This is a genomic window from Quadrisphaera sp. DVD1, assembly GCF_058932755.1.
In genome coordinates, this window is sequence record NZ_JBZYWI010000064.1 from 1 (window position 1) to 17113 (window position 17113).

Consider the following 17113-nt stretch of genomic DNA (forward strand, 5'->3'; position numbering starts at 1 on the left):
GCCGGCCCCGCGCCCTCCCGCGTGCTCTACCGCGGGGGGAGCGTCTACAGCCCCGCCGACCCCTTCGCCACGGCGATGCTCGTCGAGGGCCCCACCGTGGCGTGGGTGGGGTCGGAGGAGGCCGCGGCCTCGGCGGCCTCCGGAGCCGACGTCGTCGTCGAGCTGGACGGGGCGCTGGTGACCCCTGCGTTCGTCGACGCCCACGTGCACGTCACCGAGACCGGGCTGGCGCTGACGGGCGTGGACCTGTCCGGCGCCGCCAGCCTCGCGCAGGCCCTGGACGCCGTGGCCGCGGCTGCCGCGGCGCACCCGGGGGAGCAGGTGCTCGGGTCGGGCTGGGACGACACGGCCTGGCCCGAGGGGCGGGGCCCCACGGCGGCCGAGCTCGACCGCGCCGCGGGCGGCGCCGAGGTGTACCTCTCGCGCGTCGACGTCCACTCCGCGGTGGTCTCCTCCTCGCTCGCCGCGCGCCTCGCCCTGGCGCAGCAGCCGGGCTGGCGAGGGGAGGGACGGGTCGAGCGCGAGGCCCACCACAGCGCCCGCGACGCCACCCGCGACCTCGCCCCGGCCCGTCGCCGCACCGTGCAGCGGGCGGCGCTGGCGGCGGCGGTCGCCGCGGGCATCGGCAGCGTGCACGAGTGCGCGGCCCCGCACGTGGGCTCCCCGGAGGACCTGCGCGCCCTGCTCTCCCTGGCCGCCGAGGAGGGCGTCGCCGCGCCGACGGTGCTCGCGATGTGGGGAGAGCTGGTGGCCGACGCCGACGCCGCCCGCGACCTCGTCGCCGCCCTCGACCTGCCCGACCCCAGCGCCCTGCTGGGGCTGGCCGGCGACCTGACCGTCGACGGCTCCCTGGGCTCGCGGACCGCGGCCCTGCACGCCCCCTACGCCGACGCCGCCCGCGCGGGGCTGGGCGAGGGCCACCGCGGGCACCGCTACCTCGACGCCGACGCGGTGCGCGACCACGTCGTGGCGTGCACCCGCGCCGGGCTGCAGGCCGGCTTCCACGTCATCGGCGACGCCGCGGTCGCGGAGGTCCTGGCCGGGTTCGCCGCGGCCGCCGACGTGGTGGGCGCCGCGGCGCTGGGTGGGGCGCGCCACCGCCTCGAGCACGTCGAGGGCGTCGACGCCGACGGGATCGCCGCGATGGCGCGCCTGGGCCTGACCGCCAGCGTGCAGCCGGTCTTCGACGCCCTGTGGGGCGGCGCGCACGGCATGTACGCCGCGCGGCTGGGGGAGGCGCGCGCGCGGGCGCTGAACCCCTTCGCCCCGCTGGCCGCGGCCGGCGTCCCGCTGGCCCTGGGCTCGGACGCCCCCGTGACGCCGATGGCCCCGTGGGAGGCCGTGCGGGCCGCGGCCTTCGCGACCGAGCCCGCGCACCGGATCTCGGCCCGCGCGGCCTTCCTCGCCTCCACCCGCGGGGGCTGGCGCGCGGCGCGGCGCGACGGCGAGGGGGTGCTCGTGCCCGGCTCGCCCGCCACGTTCGCCGTGTGGGAGCCGGCCGAGCTCGTCGTCCAGGCGCCCGACGACCGCTTCGCCGCGTGGAGCACCGACGCCCGCTCCGGCACCCCGGGGCTGCCGGACCTGACCCCCGGGACGCCGGCCCCGCGCTGCCTGCGCACGGCGGTGCGCGGCGCGGTCGTGCACGACGCGCCCGGCTGGGCCGAGGAGGCCAGCCGCTCCGCGGCGGCGCAGGTGGGCCCGTGCTGAAGCGCGCCGCACCGGTGGCGCTGCCCCTGCGCGCCGCCGTGCCGGTGGCGGCGGCCGGGGGAGTCGCCACCTACCTCGCCTTCCCCGAGCCCGGCCTGTGGCCGCTCGCGCCCCTGGGGATCGGCGCGCTGGTGCTCGTCACCCGCGGCGCGCGGGTGCGGACGGCGGCGCTGCTCGGCCTGGTCTTCGGCCTGGGCCTGTGCCTGCCGCTGCTGTCGTGGACCGGGGTCTACGTGGGCCTCATCGCCTGGATCCCGCTGTCGATCGTCTGCGCGCTGTTCCCCGCCGTCGCGGCTGCGCTGATGGCGCTGGTCTCGCGCTGCCCGGGCGGCCCGGTCGTCGGCACGCTCGCGCGCGCGGTCGGGGCGGCCGGGGTGTGGGTGGCGCTGGAGGGGCTGCTCGCGCGCTGGCCCTTCGGTGGCTTCGGGTGGCAGCGGGTGGCCTTCTCCCAGGCGGACGCGCCGACCCTGGGCCTGGCGGCCGTCGGCGGGGCGCCGCTGGTCTCCTTCGCCGTGGCGCTGGCCGGGGCGCTCCTGGCCGCGGCCGCGCACCCCCTGCTGCTGCGCCGCCGCACCGCCCGAGGCGCCTCCGGCTGGGCGCGTCCGGTGGCGGCCGCGCTGGCCGCGACCGCGGTGGTCGGCGTCGGCGCCCTGGTGCCCCGCCCGGCCGCCGCGGACGACGGCTCCCTGCAGGTGGCGGCGGTGCAGGGGAACGTCCCGCGCGCCGGGCTGGACTTCAACGCCCAACGCCGGGCGGTGCTCGACAACCACGTCGCGCAGACCGAGGTGCTCGCCGACCGGGTGGCCGCGGGGGACGCGCCGGCCCCGGACCTCGTGGTCTGGCCGGAGAACAGCAGCGACATCGACCCCTTCCGCAACGACGACGCGGCCGAGCAGATCGAGGCGGCGGCCACGGCCGCGGGAGCCCCGCTGCTGCTCGGGGCCGTCCTGGTCCGCGACGACGGCCGGCTGAGCAACACCTCGCTGCTGTGGGAGGCCGGGCAGGGCGCGGTCGACGCCTACGCCAAGCGCCACCCGGTGCCGTTCGCGGAGTACGTCCCCCACCGGGCCTTCTTCCGCCGGATCACCTCCGCGGTCGACCTCGTGCGCGCCGACTTCGTGCCCGGCGACCAGGTGGGCGTGATGGACGTCGCCGGCGCGCGGGCGGGGGTGCTCATCTGCTTCGAGGTCGTCGACGACGGCCTGGTGGACGACGTCGTGGACGCCGGCGCGGACCTGCTCGTGGTCCAGACCAACAACGCCACCTTCGGCTACACCGACGAGAGCGCCCAGCAGCTGGCGATGTCGCAGCTGCGGGCGGTCGAGCACGGCCGCGCCGTGGTGCACGTGTCCACCGTGGGGGAGAGCGCGCTGGTGCTGCCCGACGGCACGGCGACCCAGCGCACCGAGCTGTTCACCCCGGCCGTGCTCGAGGCCGAGCTGCCGCTGCGCACCGGCGCCACGGTTGCCGACCGCCTGCGCCGCGCCGGCGTCCCGCTCGAGGCCCTCCTGGCCGGCGCGGGGCTGCTCGTCGCCGCGGGCGGCGCGCTGGCGCGGGGGGCTCAGCGCGGCGCTCAGCGGGGTGCTCCGCAGGGCGGCGCCCGCCGCCCGCTCGGGGCCGGACGTCGATGAGGGTCCTGGTCTGCACGCCCACCTACGACGAGCGCGAGTCCCTGCCGCTGACCCTCGCGCGGCTGCGCGCGGCGGTGCCCGCGGCCGACGTCCTCGTCATCGACGACGCCAGCCCGGACGGCACCGGAGCCGTCGCTGACGCCCTGGCCGCCGCCGACCCGGCCGTGCACGTGCTGCACCGCCCGGGCAAGGCCGGGCTGGGCGCCGCCTACGTGGCGGGCTTCACCTGGGGGCTCGAGCGCGGCTACGACGTGCTCGTGGAGATGGACGCCGACGGCTCCCACCAGCCCGAGCAGCTGCCGCGGCTGCTCGAGGCGCTCGAGGCCGGCGCGGACCTCGTGCTCGGCTCGCGCTGGGTGCCGGGCGGCTCGGTGGTCGACTGGCCCCGGCGGCGCGAGCTGCTCAGCCGGGTCGGCACCACCTACGCGCGAGTGGCGCTGGGCCTCCCGCTGCGGGACGCCACGGGGGGCTTCCGGGCGGTGCGGGCGCAGGCGCTGCGCACCCTGGACCTCGCCGCCGTGCACTCCCAGGGGTACTGCTTCCAGGTCGACCTGGCCTGGCGCGCGGTGCGGGCCGGCCTGCGCGTGGTGGAGGTGCCGATCACCTTCGTCGAGCGCGCCGCCGGCACGAGCAAGATGAGCGGGCGGATCGTGCGCGAGGCCCTGTGGCGCACGACGGCGTGGGGGGTGGGCCACCGGGCCCGCCAGCTGCGCGGCCTCGTGCGGCGCTGAGGGCCGCTGAGGGGCGCAGGCCCCGGAGGGCGCTGGAGACGACGGACCGGCCGCACCGGGTGGGTGCGGCCGGTCCGGCCCGGGGGGCCCGTGGGGGTGGTGGGCCCATCACCCGGGATCGCGGCGCGGAGGGGGGTGCGCGCCGCGGGGGAGCGACGCGCGCTAGGCGCTGCGCCGCTGGTGCAGGGTGCCGTTGCGGAGCTTGGCCAGGCGCTCCTGCAGCAGCACTTCGAGGTCGTCCACGGAGCGGCGCTCCAGGAGCATGTCCCAGTGCGTGCGGGCCGGCTTGACGGCCTTGACCTCGGGCGCGTCGCCGTTGCGCAGCAGCGCCTCGGCGCCGCAGCGGCACTCCCAGACGGAGGGCACGTCGGCCTCCATGGAGAAGGGCAGCTTCGTCACGTGCCCCTGGGGGCAGTCGTAGACGGCGAGCTGGCGGGGCGCCAGCTCGACGCCCTCCTCGCTCTCCATGCTCGACCCGCCCAGTCGAGTTCCGCGCAGGCTCCGGTCGCTCATGGTCTTCCTCCAGGTCTGTGTGCGCCGCCCGGTCAGCGGCGGCGGGAACGCTCCGTGGTGGCCCTGGTGGGGCCGGCGGACGCTTCCCGCTCGGCGAGATGCACTGTGCACAACGGCCGGCGGCGCCGTTGTGTTCCGCGCATCTGACCGCCGTCCGCCACGGGCAGTGTGACCTCCGCTACACCCCGTGCGCGAACGGAGGGCGCCTCAGTGGTGCTGACCACCTCGGCCGAGGGTCTGCACGGGCGCCGCTCCGGGGCGGGCCCACTGCGGCACGGGCCGGCTGGTCGGGCCCCAGGTGGCGGCGCCGTCGGCGTCGCTGCGCCAGTACCAGCAGACCGGGACGCCGTGCCCGCCCACCGGGCCCACCTGGGGGGCCTCGGGCCAGCCCTCGGGGTCGTCCTGCCACGCCTCGCGGCGCCCGTAGGGCGTCATGTCGAGCAGGGCGAGCGACCCGTTGGCCGCCTCGTTGCCCCGCCCGGTCGTGGAGTACGTGAGGAACGCGCGGTCGCCGTCGCGCAGGAAGCAGACGAGGTGCCCCATCTCCCCGCCGATCGGCGCCTCCACGCCGCGCACCGAGCGCCAGGGCTGGCGGTAGCCCATGAACGCCACGTAGGGAGCGACCTCCTCCCAGGCGCCCGTGGTCACGACGGCGAACGAGACGCCGCGGGCGTGGAGGTAGACGGCGTCGTCCAGGTGCCAGGCCGTGGTGGTGCAGCCCTCGCACTGCCCCTGGTGCGGCGCGCCGTCGTACCACATGTGCTGGTAGACGACGAGCTCCTCGCGGCCCTGGAACAGGTCGAGGAACGGGGCCGGGCCGTCGGGGCCGACGACCTCCACGGCCGCGTCGACCTCGACCATCGGCAGGCGGCGGCGGGCGGCGGCGAGGGCGTCGCCCTCGCGGGTGTGGGCCTTCTCGCGGACGAGGAGCTCGTCGCGGGCGGCCTGCCAGGTGGCGAGGTCGACGACGGGCGGGCGGCCCGGCAGCGCGGTGGTCCGGTCCTGCGACGTGCTCATGGCCTCTCAGACCCGGGGCGGGCCCGGAACTCATCGCGGCCCACGGACCGCTCGGGGGCGGGGCGCTCAGACGAGGGCGGGCACCTCGTTGCCGGCCTCGCGGATGCCCCGGCGCAGGTCCACCCGCCACAGCAGCAGGCCCCCGACGACGAAGAAGACCACGAGCGAGAGGATCGCCGGCCGGTACGAGCCGGCCAGCTGGAAGACCAGGCCGAAGACGAGGGTGCCCAGCCAGCTCGTCCCGCGCTCGGCGGCCTGGTAGAGGCTGAAGTACTCCGCCTCGCGCCCGCGCGGCACGAGCTGGCTGTACATCGAGCGCGACAGCGCCTGGGTGCCGCCGAGGACGAGGCCGATGCCGGCGGCCAGGGCCAGGAAGAGCAGGAACCGCCCGGCCGGCAGGGCGAAGCCGGCGAGGATCACGACGAGCCAGACCGCGAGGGACCCCAGCACCGCCCGGTAGGCGCCCACCCGCGCGGCGATGCGCCCGAACAGCAGCGCCCCGCCGAAGGCGACGAACTGCACCAGGAGGATCGCCACGATCAGCTGGGACTGCTCGAACCCGAGCTCGGCCTGCCCGTACAGGCTGGCCGTGCCGATCACGGTCTGCATGCCGTCGTTGAAGAAGAGGTAGGCGGCGAGGAAGAGCAGCGTCTGGGGGTAGGTGCGCGCCGAGCGCAGGGTCAGCCACAGCTGGGCGAACGCGGCGGCGACCGCTCGTCCGGTGCCGCCCGAGCGGTCGCCGGCCGCCTCGGCCGCACCGCCCGGGGCCCGGTCGATCGCCGGTCCCCGGGCGTCGAGCCCGCGCAGGCCCAGGTAGGGCACGAGGGTGAAGGCGGCCCACCACAGCCCGGCGGTGAGCAGGCTGAGCCGCACCGCCGTCGCCTCGGTGATCCCCAGGGCGGCGTGGCCGGAGACCAGGGCCAGGTCGGCGGCCAGCAGCAGCCCGCCCCCGGCGTAGCCCAGGGCCCAGCCCCGGCTGGAGACGGCGTCGCGCTCGTCCGGCTCGGCCACCTGCACGAGCAGGGCGTCGTAGACGACGAGCGAGGCCCCCAGGGACACCGTCGCGACCAGCTGCAGCAGCGCCCCGAGCTGCCAGTCCGCGCCGGCGACGAGGACCATGGCGCTGGCGGCCGCCGCCCCGGTCCAGGCGAAGGCGCCCAGCAGCCGGCGCGGGGCGGGGGAGCGGTCGGCCAGCGCGCCGACCACCGGCAGCACGAGCGCCGAGAGCAGGGTCGCGGCGGTCACCACGTACAGGGCGAGGGACCCCGGGGCGATCGGCACGCCGAGCACCGACAGGGCGGTGCGGCAGGCACCGCCGACCTCCCCGACCCCGTCCGGGCAGGCGGCCTGCTCGGCCACCGCGGTCAGGTAGGGGGTGAACAGCACGGTGGCCGTGGTGGTGACGAAGGCCGAGTTGGCCCAGTCGTAGACGTACCAGGCCCGCTGGTGGCGCCGGCGGGTGGCGGGCAGCGGGCGCGCGGGAGCGGCGGCGCTCACGGTCGGGCCTCCTCGTCGGTCGGGGGGATCCGCGGGGGGATCGGTGGGGCGGGCCACTGGCCGCGCTCGGCCAGCACCTCCCGGAGCAGGTCGGCGCGGTCGGTGACCAGGCCGTCGACGCCGGCGTCGAGCAGGCGGCGCATGGACGCCGGGTCGTCGACGGTCCACACGTGCACGGGCAGGTGCGCCGAGCGGGCCGCGGCGAGGGTGCGCGCGGTGAGCACCGGCAGCCGCCCCGAGCGCTCGGGCACCTGCAGGCAGTCGGCGCCGACCGCCGCGCGCAGCGCCCGTCCCCGCAGCCCCGCACCGACCGCGGCGAGGAAGCGCACCACGCCCTGCCGGCTGGCCGAGGACGTCACGTGGCGGTGGCCCGCCGCGGCCAGGCCGGCGAGGACCGCGCGCCGGCGGCGCTCGGAGAACGAGGCGATGCAGACCCGGTCCACCGCCCCCGCGGCGGTGAGCACCCGCACGAGGGGGGCGATCGCGCCGCGGGCCTTCACGTCGAGGTTGAACCGCACGTGCGGCCAGGCCGCGAGCGCCTCCTCCAGGCGCGGGACCGGCTCGAGCCCGGCGATCCGCGCGCGCGAGACCACCGACCACGGCTGGGCGGCGATCGGCCCGCGGCCGTCGGTGGCGCGGTCCAGGGTGGCGTCGTGGAAGGCGACGAGGACGCCGTCGGAGGTGGCGTGCACGTCCGTCTCCAGGTAGCGGTAGCCGAGGTCGACGGCGGCCGCGAACGCGGGGAGGGAGTTCTCCAGGGCACCGGTCGAGCCGGGCGCGGTGAAGCCGCGGTGGGCGAGGGCGATCGGGCCCTCGACGTCGAGGTAGCGGCTCACGGCGGGCAGTCTGGCGCACGTCGCCGGAGCCACGGGGTGGGTTCGGCGTGAGCGGAGTGATTTCCGGCAGAGATCACGGAATGGCTGATAGACAGCGGACATCAGTGATGGTGTGATGCTGGGCGTGCCCACACCAGCAGCCCCGCGCCCGCGGACCGCGGTGGCCCTCATCGGCGACCTCGTCTCCTCGCGCGAGCACCCCGACCGGGCCGCCGTCCAGCAGGCGCTCGTGCGCGCCCTCGCCGAGGTCGAGGCCCTCGTGCCCTCGGTGCAGCCGCTCGACGTCACCCTGGGCGACGAGTTCCAGGGCGCCTACGCCACCGTCGCCGACGCCGCCCTGGCCGCACTGCTCGTGCGCCTGGCGCTGCTGCCCGAGGTCGACACCCGCTACGGCCTGGGGCGCGGCTCGTTCACCGTCTTCGACGCCGACCGCGACCTGGTCTCCCAGGACGGCCCGGCCTGGTGGGCGGCGCGCTCGGCCGTGGACACCGCCCGCAGCCGCGCCGGGCAGCCCCGCAGCCGCTCGGTGCGCACCTGGTACGCCGTGGAGGAGGGCAGGGACGGCGGCACGGACGGTGGCACGGACGGCGGGGCAGCGGCGGTCAACGCCTTCCTCGCCTGCCGCGACGAGATCCTGGCCCGGATGAGCGCCCGCGAGCTGCGGCTGCTGCGCGCCCTGCTGCTGGGGGAGCAGCAGTCCGCGATGGCGGCGCAGGAGGGCATCGGCCAGCCGGCCGTCTCGCAGTCCCTGACCCGCTCCGGCGCCTACGCGGTGCTCGCCGGCCACGACCTGCTGCGGGAGCTGCGGTGAGCCTGCTCGCCGCGCTGCTGCTGGCCCTCGGCGTGGTCGACCTCGTCCGCTGGTCGCCCGACGCCACCTCCCCGCGGCGCACTGCGGTGGCGCTGGCCGCCGGGGCCGCCGCCGCGCTCGGCCTGGGCCTGGTCGCCGCGCCCGGGGCAGGGGCCGGCGTCCTCGCCGCGGTCGGCGTCCTCGCCGCGCTCGTGTGGGTGGCCGCGGACTCCTCGCGCCTGCGCGCCTCCGGGCGCACCCCCCTGGCGGCGATCACCGTGCTGGGCCTCGCCGTCCTGGCGCTCGTGCCCGTCGCGCCGCCGGTCACCGGGCCGCTGGCGCGCTGGTACGCCGGGCTGGACCTGCCGGGCCTGGCCGGGGTCGGCGTCGAGGGCGCGCTGACCGCCGTGGCCGGGACGCTGTTCCTGCTCGCGAGCGCGAACCGCGTCGTGCGCCTGGTGCTGTCCGCGGCCGGCACCCCGCCGGTCACGGGGGAGGCGAGCCTGCGCGGCGGGCGCCTGCTCGGGCCGCTGGAGCGCACGTTCATCCTCGGCCTGGCCCTGGCCGGTGACCTGACGGCCGCGGCGGTGGTCATCGCGGCCAAGGGCGTGCTCCGGCTGCCGGAGATCCGCTCGGCCAAGCAGGAGCAGCGCGGGGCGGCCGACGTGGTCACCGAGTACTTCCTCGTCGGCACCTTCACGAGCTGGCTGCTGGCGGTCGCCGTCGCCGCCCTCGTCCGCCTCGCCGGGTGATCGGCCGGCCAGGGGCTGCTCCTACGATGCCCCGGTGACCTCGCCCTCCCGCCCCGCCGGACGCCGCCCGTGAGGGTCGCCGCCTGGCAGGCCGCCGGCCGCCCGGGGGAGCTGGAGGACAACCTCGCCCGTCTGGACGCCGCCACCGCGGCCGCTGCCGCCGCCGGGGTGGACCTGCTGGTCTCGCCCGAGATGTTCGCCACCGGGTACGCGCTGGACGCCGCCGCGGCGACCCCGCGGATCGCGCAGGCCGTGCGGGCCAGCGCCGCCCGGCACGGCGTGGCGCAGGTGTGGTCCGAGCCGTTCGAGGGGTGCATCACGGCCGCGGTCTGCGACGGCGCCGGGCGGCTGCTGGGCCGCTACCGCAAGGTGCACCTGTGGGGGCCGGGGGAGCGGGCCGCGTTCGCGCCCGGTGACGGCGCCCCGCTGGTCGTCGAGCTCGGCGGTCTGCGGGTCGGCGTCGCGGTCTGCTTCGACGCGGAGTTCCCCGAGCCGGCGCGCGCTGCGGCGCGCGCCGGGGCCGACGTGCTCTGCGTGCCCACCGCGGTCGAGGACCCGGCGGTGGCGCGGGTGCTCATCCCCGCACGGGCGATGGAGAACGGGATGGTCGTGGTCTACGCCAACCACGCCGGCGGGGGACAGCCCGAGGGCGGTCCGGCGTTCTGCGGCGGCAGCGTCGTGGCCGGCGCGGACGGCGCCGTGCTGGCGGTGGGCGCCGTGACCGGCGAGGAGCCGGGGGAGGCGCTGGTGGTGGCCGACGTCGACCCCGCCGCGCTGGCCGCGGTGCGCACCCGCAACCCCTACGTGGCCGAGCTGCGGCCGCACGTGTACCGGAGCTGGGACCAGGAGGAGCGCGCATGACGTCGGCATCGGGGGACGTGGGCTGGGGCGAGGTGCCCGCGGGCCGACCGGGGGTGTCGATGCTCGTGCCCGACTTCCCCTTCCCCTACGACGAGTGGCTGGCCTCGCCCGCCGGCCTGGGCTCGGTGCCCTCCGACGCCCACGGCGCGGAGGTCGCCGTCATCGGCGCCGGCATGGCCGGGCTGGTGGCCGCCTACGAGCTCATGCGGATGGGCCTGCGCCCGGTGGTCTACGAGGCCGACCAGATCGGCGGGCGGCTGCGCTCTGCGCGCTTCAAGGGCGTCGAGGGCGTCGTCGCCGACCTCGGCGGCATGCGCTTCCCGCCCTCGGGGCGGGCGTTCTTCCACTACGTCGACGCCCTCGGCGTCGCCACCGCGCCCTTCCCCAACCCGCTGTCGACCGCGACGGCCAGCACGGTGATCGACCTCGGCGGGCACGTGCACTACGCCGAGACCCCCGACCAGCTGCCCCCGTTCTTCGGCGAGGTCGCCGCCGCGTGGTCCTCGGCGCTGGAGGAGGTCGGCTTCTCGGCCCTGCAGGACGCGATCGCCGCGCGGGACCTGCGCGCCGTCAAGGCCCTGTGGGACCCGATGGTCAAGGTGCTCGACGAGACGAGCTTCTACGGGTTCATCGCCGCCAGCCGGGCGTTCCGCGACCTGCCCTACGCCCACCGCGAGGCCTTCGGGCAGGTCGGCTTCGGCACCGGCGGCTGGGACACCGACTTCCCCCACTCGATCCTGGAGATCCTGCGGGTGGTGCTCACCGACGCCGACGAGGACCACCGGCGCATCGTCGGCGGGGCCCAGCAGGTGCCGCTGCGGCTGTGGGCCCGGCAGGTCGACGACGCCGTGCACTGGCCGGCCGGCACCTCGCTGCGCGGCCTGCACGGCGGGGCACCGCGCCCGGGGGTGTCGGCGCTGCGCCGGCAGCCCGGCGGCGGCATCGTCGTCACCGACCGCTGGGGCGGGGAGCGCACCTTCGAGGCGGCGGTGGTGACCTGCCAGTCGTGGCTGCTCTCGGCGCGCATCGACACCGAGGAGGCGCTGTTCGACCACGCCACCTGGATGGCGATGGACCGCTCGCACTACGCGCAGTCCTCGAAGACCTTCGTCATGGTCGACCGGCCCTTCTGGCGGGACGTGGACCCGGTCACCGGGCGGCGGGTGATGAGCACCACGCTGACCGACCGGATGACGCGGGCCACCTACCTCCTCGAGGGGGAGGGCGGCGGGGACGACGAGCCGGCCGTGATCTGCCTGTCCTACACCTGGAACGACGACGCCCTGAAGTGGCTGGCGCTGAGCACCGAGGAGCGGGTGCGCCGGATGCTGGCCAGCCTGCGCCAGGTCTACCCCGACGTCGACGTGGCCAGCCACATCGTGGGGGAGCCGCTGACGGTCTCGTGGGAGTCCGACCCGAACTTCATGGGCGCCTTCCGCGGGGCGCTGCCCGGGCACTACCGCTACCAGCGGCGCCTGTTCAGCCACTTCGTGCACGACGAGCGCCCGCCGGCCGAGCGCGGGCTGTTCCTCGCCGGTGACGACATCTCCTTCACCCCCGGCTGGGCCGAGGGGGCGGTGACGACCGGGCTGAACGCGGTGTGGGGGGTGGTGCGCCACTTCGGCGGCGCGAGCGCCCCGGGCAACCCGGGCCCGGGGGACCGGTTCGCCGAGCTGGCCCCGGTCGACCTGGACTGATGCTCGCGCTGCCCAACCCCTACCGCGAGGTCCTGCGCGAGCCGGGCGCCGCCGCCTTCGCGGCGGCGGGGCTGCTGGCCCGGATGCCGATCTCCATGCTGGGGATCGGGATCGTCTTCCTCGTCGAGGGCGCCACCGGCTCCTACGGCACGGCCGGCACGGTGGCCGCCGTCTACGCCGTCGTGCAGGCGGTGTGCTCCCCGATCGTGGCGCGCCTGGTGGACCGCCACGGGCAGGCCGCGGTGATGCGCCCGGCGGTGCTCGTCCACGTGCTCGGCATCGTCGCGCTCGTGGCGCTGGCCACCGGCGGCGCGCCGGTGGCGGCGCTGTGGGCGGCCGCGGTGGTCATGGGCTCGTCGATCGGCTCGGTCGGGGCGCTGGTGCGCGCCCGCTGGTCGTGGGTGCTGACCCGGGCCGGGGGAGCGGTGACCGCGCGCCTGCACACGGCGTTCTCCCTGGAGTCCGTGCTCGACGAGGTCGTCTTCCTCGTCGGCCCGGTGGCCGTGACGCTGCTGGCCACGCAGGCGGGTCCGGCCTGGGCGCTGCTCGCGGCCGCGGCCGCGGTCGCGGTCGGAGCAGGGGCGCTCTTCGCGCAGCGGGCCACCGAGCCGACGCCCTCGGGGGCGCGCGCGGCGGTGGGCACCGGCGTGCTGCGCTCGGCGGGGATGGTCGTGCTCGTCGTGGCCTTCGCCTTCCTCGGGGTGGTCTTCGGCAGCGTGGAGGTGATCACCGTCGGGTTCACCGAGGAGCGCGGGCGGCCGGGGCTGGCCGGAGCGGTCCTGGGCCTGTACGCGGCGGGCAGCCTGGTCGCCGGCCTGGTCTACGGCGCGGTGCAGTGGCGCTCCTCCGACGCCCGCCGCTTCCTGGTCGCGATGCCGCTCATGGCGGTGCTGCTCGTGCCGGTGGCCCTCGTCGACTCCGTGCCGGCGCTGGCCGGCGCCCTCGTCGTCGCGGGCGTCGGCATCTCCCCGACGATCATCAGCGGCAACGCCCTGGTCCGCGAGCTCGTCGAGCCCGGCCGCCTCACCGAGGGCCTGACCTGGGTGAGCACCGCGATGGGGATCGGCGTCTCGGCCGGCGCGGCCGCCGCCGGGCACGCCATCGACCGCGCCGGCGCGAGCAGCGCCCTGCTGCTCACCGTGCTGGCCGGTGCGGCAGCGGCGCTCACCGTGCTCGCCGCCGGCCGCTGGCTGGCCGCTCCGCGCCCGCCGGAGCCGGCGCCGACGGGGTCCTGATCGGCCCTCGCGGAGATCGCTCGCCCGGCGCGGTGCGCGAACGGCCCGGAGTGGAGGACACTGGGGGTCGTCGGTCGCGCCGACCGGAGCCGGGGAAGGCGTCCGGGCGGCGCGGGGACGCACAGCGGGCGGGATGCCGACCCGTGGAGATGACGAGACGTTCAGGAGCGGGTGGATGCCGCAGGGCACGGTCAAGTGGTTCAACGGGGAGAAGGGGTTCGGGTTCATCGAGCCCGCGGACGGCGGCCAGGACGTCTTCGTCCACTTCTCCGCGATCGCGGACGAGGGTGGCTACCGCAGCCTCGAGGAGGGTCAGCAGGTCAGCTACGACGCGACCCAGGGCCAGCGCGGCCTGCAGGCCGAGAACGTGCGCTCCCTCGGCGGGGCGCCGCGGCGCGCGCCGGCTCGTGAGGAGCGCGGCGGCTACGGCCAGGACCGCGGTGGCTACGGCCAGGACCGCGGTGGCTACGGCCAGGACCGCGGTGCGCGCTCCTCGGCGCCCCAGCGCTCCAACCGCTCCGGAGGCGGGGCCTCGCAGGGCACGGTGAAGTGGTTCAACGCCGAGAAGGGCTTCGGCTTCATCGCTCCCGACGACGGTGGGGAGGACGTGTTCGTCCACTTCTCCGCGATCGCCGACACCGGCGGCTACCGCAGCCTGGAGGAGGGCCAGCAGGTCAGCTACGACACCACTCAGGGCCAGCGCGGCCTGCAGGCCGAGAACGTCAGCCCCGTCGGCGGCGCCCCGCGCCAGGCCCCGGCGCGCGAGGAGCGCGGCGGGTACGGCCAGGACCGCGGTGGCTACGGCCAGGACCGCGGTGCGCGCTCCGCGGCCCCCCAGCGCTCCAGCCGTCCCAGCGGTGGCGGCGGCGGTTCGACCCAGGGCACGGTGAAGTGGTTCAACGCCGAGAAGGGCTTCGGCTTCATCGCTCCCGACGACGGCGGGCAGGACGTGTTCGTCCACTTCTCCGCGATCGCCGACACCGACGGCTACCGCAGCCTCGACGAGGGCGACCGGGTCAGCTACGAGGCCGTCCCGGGTGACCGGGGCCTGCAGGCCGAGGACGTGCGCAAGGCCTGAGCCCAGCGCGCTCCCCGCACCACCCGTGAGGGGGTGGAGGTGCTCCCGCTCTGAGATCCGTCTCAGACGAGGACCACCTCCACCCCCTCGCTGCGTGCGGCGCGCACCACCGCGGCCTGCTCGGGCGCCCCACCGGCGCCGGTGACCAGCGCCGAAGCCGAGCCCAGGGCGCCCGCGCGGGCCAGGGCGCGCCGGCCCAGCGCCGCGGACGCCGCGGTGAGCACGACCCGGTCGGCCCGGGCCAGCGCCGCCCGGTGCAGGTCGGCCCGCTCGGCGCTGGTCGTCGTCCACCCGCCCCCGGCCTGGACGCCGGCGGCGGTGAGCACGGCGGTGTCGAAGGACAGGCCGTCGAGGGCGGCCAGGGCCAGCGGGCCGACGAGGGCCTCCTCCCCGGGACGCCGCTCCCCGCCCAGGACGATGAGCCGGACGCCGGCGTGCACGGCGGCCTCGGCGGCGGTGGCCAGGTCGGTCACGGCGACGGTGAGGTCGCGGTGGCCGTGCAGCCGGCGGGCGAGCGCCCGCGACGCCGGGCCGGCGTCGAGCAGCACGCTGGTGCCCGGGACGAGCAGGGGGAGCACCGCCGCGGCGATCCGCTCGTCCTCGCTCTCCGGTTCCCGGCGCAGCTGGTCGTCCGGGACGGGGCTCGGCCGCAGCGCCGGTGCCGGGGTGGTCGCCGCTGGGGTCACCGGGCCGGGGGTCGCCGGGCTGGGAGCCGGTCGCGGGACGGCAGCCAGGGCGGGCGCCGAGGTGCTCGGCGCGCTCCCGTCGGCGGGCAGGGCGACCGCCGCACCGCGCACCCGCTGGACCAGGCCACGGGTGGCCAGGGCGTCGAGGTCGCGGCGGATGGTCATCTCCGAGACCCCCAGCCGTCCGGCCAGGTCGCCCAGCGGCACCCGGCCGCCGGCTCGCACGAGGGCCAGCACCTGGTCGCTGCGGGATCCGTCCATCCTCACATCCAACACCGTGCGTGCTGACTGTGAGGTACGGGGGAGCGGCAGCCGTCCCCAATCTCACAGGCTGTGCTCACAGGCGTGCTCACAGAGCACAGCAGCGGTGCGATGTGAGATCGGTGGTCGCTTGTGAGAATGCTGTTCGGTCACCGCGGACGAGCTCCCGGCGGACCGGATCGCTGCTGCTCATCGCCGGTGTGCGCACCGCGGCGCCGGTGTGAGGTCGGGCGAGCGCGGCGCCGGGAGGATCCGAGCGCCGCGGCGTGGCCTGGTACGCCGCGCGCCTGGGCGGGCCCCTGCTGGCGCTCGAGCCGGACCGGAGCCTCGCCGCGCTGCCGAGCCACCGCGCCGGCCGGCTCGTGGACGGCTTCGAACGGCTTCGAACGGCTTCGGGCTCGCGAGCTGGCCGGGCCTGGTGGCGCTGCTCGCCGCGCAGGAACCCGTGGAGGTGCCGCGCCGCGTCCGGACGGCCAGGCCTGCGGTGCGGTGGCACCCGAGGGTGCGACGATCGCTTCCTGCACGAGCTCGGCAGCGACGTCGGCAGCGAGCTCGGCACCCGGTCCGAGCGTCCGCTGACGGCCGTCGGGACGCGCTGCGACGTGGGCTCTCGGCAGCTCTCCCACTACGCCGATAATCAACGTTATGTCATTACATGTGGTGGAGCGGGGGTCGACGAGCGCCAGGAACGCCTCCCCTGGGTGCAGCTGCAGGCCGTCCCCGAAGGCTTGCGAGGGGTCCTGGCCGGCGTCCTTCCCGGAACGCGCTGCGGCTTCGAGGGTGCGCGGCGGGCGGAGCGCAGCGCCAGGGCGACCGTGACGGCCAGGGCGAGCAGCTGGCCGCCCGCGACGATCCGGTTGACGTCGACCGCGGGGCTCCACGCCGCTCCGGCGTCGGTGATCACCCAGGCCCCGGCCGGACGCGCCAGGTAGCCGCCACCGCCGCCGCTGCCCGAGGCGCCCGGCTCGCCGCCGCCGCCTCCACCGGCTCCGGCGCGCACCCGGGCGACGGGGACGACGGTGACGCCGGCGCGCTGGACGGGCTCGCCCTGCACGAGGTGGCTGCCGAGCTGCTCCCTGAGCGCCTCCCAGGGCGTCGGGGCCCGGCCGGGCGCGACCTGGCCCGGGGACGGCGCAGCGCTCGAGGGTGCGGGCGGGTCGGACTGCAGGTCGCTCATCGGCACTCCTCGGCGCTGAGGTGCTCGGGCTGGTCGCGGCCCCAGCGTCGCACTCCCCTGGTCTGGAGATCAACACCGTCGATCGACCCGGGCTCCTCGGTCCCTCCTGTGCGACGGCGGTCCTCGTGCGCCACGGAGGCGCTCGGAGGCGCTCGGGGGCGCTCGGGGGCGCTCGGGGGCGCCCGGGTGCGGCTCGCTGCAGCGCCGGGCCGGCGTCCTGGGGCTTCCTGGAGAACTCACCGGCGGTCCGCGCCGCGTCGTGCTCCTCATCGGCAGGGCCATCGACCGCTGGAGGAATCTGATAACGGAAGCATGGCCACGAACCAGTCGGGACTCCCCTGACACGACCCGCGCAGCTCTAGCCCTCGCCGCGAGGAACCCGGCGGGGAAGGCGCCCGGCGCCGGGCTGGGAGGCGAGGGGAGCTGCATGGCTCAGGCTTGGTTCCGTTATCATCGTCAGATGAGCGAGCACCCGTCCGCCGCCCTGGTCGCCGGCTACCTGTCCACCCTCGAGGGCGCCTCGGCCTCCACCCGGCGTCAGCGCTCCTGGGCGCTGCGCGAGCTCCTCGACCTGGCCAGCGAGTCCCCCGCCACCGCCTCCGCGCTGGCCGTGCTCGACCCGGCCCTGGTGGCCACCTGGATGG

16 protein-coding genes are annotated in these 17113 nt (G+C 77.2%); 10 read left to right on the plus strand and 6 right to left on the minus strand.

Features of this window, described 5'->3' with window-relative positions:
• The first annotated feature begins 21 nt into the window (after positions 1-21).
• Genes AC5FZL_RS09170 through AC5FZL_RS09180 form a run of 3 tightly spaced genes read left to right on the plus strand, consistent with a single transcriptional unit; the run spans position 22 to position 4069 of the window.
• Positions 22-1707 carry an amidohydrolase gene (locus AC5FZL_RS09170; protein ID WP_493618291.1) on the plus strand — a complete coding sequence of 562 codons (1686 nt, stop codon included), beginning with the start codon at positions 22-24 and terminating at the stop codon, positions 1705-1707.
• The gene (gene lnt / locus AC5FZL_RS09175) at positions 1701-3338 is read left to right on the plus strand and encodes an apolipoprotein N-acyltransferase (protein ID WP_493618276.1); all 1638 of its coding nucleotides are present in this window, start codon (positions 1701-1703) and stop codon (positions 3336-3338) included. Before AC5FZL_RS09170 ends, lnt begins: the two co-directional genes overlap by 7 nt.
• Positions 3335-4069 carry a polyprenol monophosphomannose synthase gene (locus AC5FZL_RS09180; RefSeq protein ID WP_493618277.1) on the plus strand — a complete coding sequence of 245 codons (735 nt, stop codon included), beginning with the start codon at positions 3335-3337 and terminating at the stop codon, positions 4067-4069. The genes lnt and AC5FZL_RS09180 overlap by 4 nt, the downstream gene beginning before the upstream one ends.
• A gap of 162 nt (positions 4070-4231) precedes the next feature.
• Here the strand turns inward: AC5FZL_RS09180 and AC5FZL_RS09185 are convergent, their stop codons facing one another.
• From AC5FZL_RS09185 to AC5FZL_RS09200, 4 genes are all read right to left on the minus strand, one after another.
• The gene (locus tag AC5FZL_RS09185) at positions 4232-4582 is read right to left on the minus strand and encodes an RNA polymerase-binding protein RbpA (protein ID WP_493618278.1); all 351 of its coding nucleotides are present in this window, start codon (positions 4580-4582) and stop codon (positions 4232-4234) included.
• Between the two features lie 207 nt (positions 4583-4789).
• The gene (locus AC5FZL_RS09190) at positions 4790-5599 is read right to left on the minus strand and encodes a DUF899 family protein (protein WP_493618279.1); all 810 of its coding nucleotides are present in this window, start codon (positions 5597-5599) and stop codon (positions 4790-4792) included.
• 66 nt (positions 5600-5665) lie between these two features.
• Positions 5666-7096 carry an MFS transporter gene (locus AC5FZL_RS09195; protein ID WP_493618280.1) on the minus strand — a complete coding sequence of 477 codons (1431 nt, stop codon included), beginning with the start codon at positions 7094-7096 and terminating at the stop codon, positions 5666-5668.
• Entirely contained in the window at positions 7093-7932 is an 840-nt protein-coding gene (locus tag AC5FZL_RS09200; RefSeq protein ID WP_493618281.1) for a glycerophosphodiester phosphodiesterase family protein, read from the minus strand. The genes AC5FZL_RS09195 and AC5FZL_RS09200 overlap by 4 nt, the downstream gene beginning before the upstream one ends.
• A gap of 124 nt (positions 7933-8056) precedes the next feature.
• Between AC5FZL_RS09200 and AC5FZL_RS09205 the strand changes: the two genes are divergently transcribed.
• The 6 genes from AC5FZL_RS09205 to AC5FZL_RS09230 all read left to right on the plus strand — a co-directional run bounded on the left by AC5FZL_RS09205 (position 8057) and on the right by AC5FZL_RS09230 (position 14345).
• Positions 8057-8743, plus strand: coding sequence for a SatD family protein (locus AC5FZL_RS09205; RefSeq protein ID WP_493618282.1), 687 nt, complete (start codon positions 8057-8059; stop codon positions 8741-8743).
• Positions 8740-9474, plus strand: coding sequence for a hypothetical protein (locus AC5FZL_RS09210; RefSeq protein ID WP_493618283.1), 735 nt, complete (start codon positions 8740-8742; stop codon positions 9472-9474). Before AC5FZL_RS09205 ends, AC5FZL_RS09210 begins: the two co-directional genes overlap by 4 nt.
• 69 nt (positions 9475-9543) lie before the next feature.
• Entirely contained in the window at positions 9544-10335 is a 792-nt protein-coding gene (locus AC5FZL_RS09215; RefSeq protein ID WP_493618284.1) for a nitrilase-related carbon-nitrogen hydrolase, read from the plus strand.
• A complete protein-coding gene (locus AC5FZL_RS09220; RefSeq protein ID WP_493618285.1) occupies positions 10332-12032 on the plus strand; it encodes a flavin monoamine oxidase family protein in 1701 nt (566 codons plus the stop codon). Before AC5FZL_RS09215 ends, AC5FZL_RS09220 begins: the two co-directional genes overlap by 4 nt.
• Complete coding sequence (locus AC5FZL_RS09225; protein WP_493618286.1) at positions 12032-13267, plus strand: MFS transporter; 1236 nt, start codon at positions 12032-12034, stop codon at positions 13265-13267. The genes AC5FZL_RS09220 and AC5FZL_RS09225 overlap by 1 nt, the downstream gene beginning before the upstream one ends.
• 175 nt (positions 13268-13442) lie before the next feature.
• On the plus strand, positions 13443-14345 hold the full coding sequence (locus tag AC5FZL_RS09230) for a cold-shock protein (RefSeq protein WP_493618287.1): 903 nt from the start codon (positions 13443-13445) through the stop codon (positions 14343-14345).
• A 62-nt stretch (positions 14346-14407) separates the two neighbouring features.
• Here AC5FZL_RS09230 and AC5FZL_RS09235 read toward each other — a convergent pair whose 3' ends face one another.
• Together AC5FZL_RS09235 and AC5FZL_RS09240 are read right to left on the minus strand one after the other, a co-directional pair.
• A complete protein-coding gene (locus tag AC5FZL_RS09235) occupies positions 14408-15292 on the minus strand; it encodes a DeoR/GlpR family DNA-binding transcription regulator (RefSeq protein ID WP_493618288.1) in 885 nt (294 codons plus the stop codon).
• A gap of 643 nt (positions 15293-15935) precedes the next feature.
• A complete protein-coding gene (locus tag AC5FZL_RS09240) occupies positions 15936-16469 on the minus strand; it encodes a hypothetical protein (protein ID WP_493618289.1) in 534 nt (177 codons plus the stop codon).
• 460 nt (positions 16470-16929) lie between these two features.
• On the opposite strand from AC5FZL_RS09240, the gene AC5FZL_RS09245 reads away from it, so the two are divergent.
• Positions 16930-17113 (plus strand): hypothetical protein (locus AC5FZL_RS09245; RefSeq protein ID WP_493618290.1); only part of this gene is annotated, 184 nt, incomplete at its 3' end.

Coding starts and splice junctions, on each gene's coding strand:
- AC5FZL_RS09235 (WP_493618288.1), bottom strand. CDS start 15,292: ATGGACGGATCCCGCAGCGACCAGGTGCTGGCCCTCGTGCGAGCCGGC.
- AC5FZL_RS09230 (WP_493618287.1), top strand. CDS start 13,443: ATGCCGCAGGGCACGGTCAAGTGGTTCAACGGGGAGAAGGGGTTCGGG.
- AC5FZL_RS09180 (WP_493618277.1), top strand. CDS start 3,335: ATGAGGGTCCTGGTCTGCACGCCCACCTACGACGAGCGCGAGTCCCTG.
- AC5FZL_RS09190 (WP_493618279.1), bottom strand. CDS start 5,599: ATGAGCACGTCGCAGGACCGGACCACCGCGCTGCCGGGCCGCCCGCCC.
- AC5FZL_RS09185 (WP_493618278.1), bottom strand. CDS start 4,582: ATGAGCGACCGGAGCCTGCGCGGAACTCGACTGGGCGGGTCGAGCATG.
- AC5FZL_RS09220 (WP_493618285.1), top strand. CDS start 10,332: ATGACGTCGGCATCGGGGGACGTGGGCTGGGGCGAGGTGCCCGCGGGC.
- AC5FZL_RS09225 (WP_493618286.1), top strand. CDS start 12,032: ATGCTCGCGCTGCCCAACCCCTACCGCGAGGTCCTGCGCGAGCCGGGC.
- AC5FZL_RS09240 (WP_493618289.1), bottom strand. CDS start 16,469: ATGAGCGACCTGCAGTCCGACCCGCCCGCACCCTCGAGCGCTGCGCCG.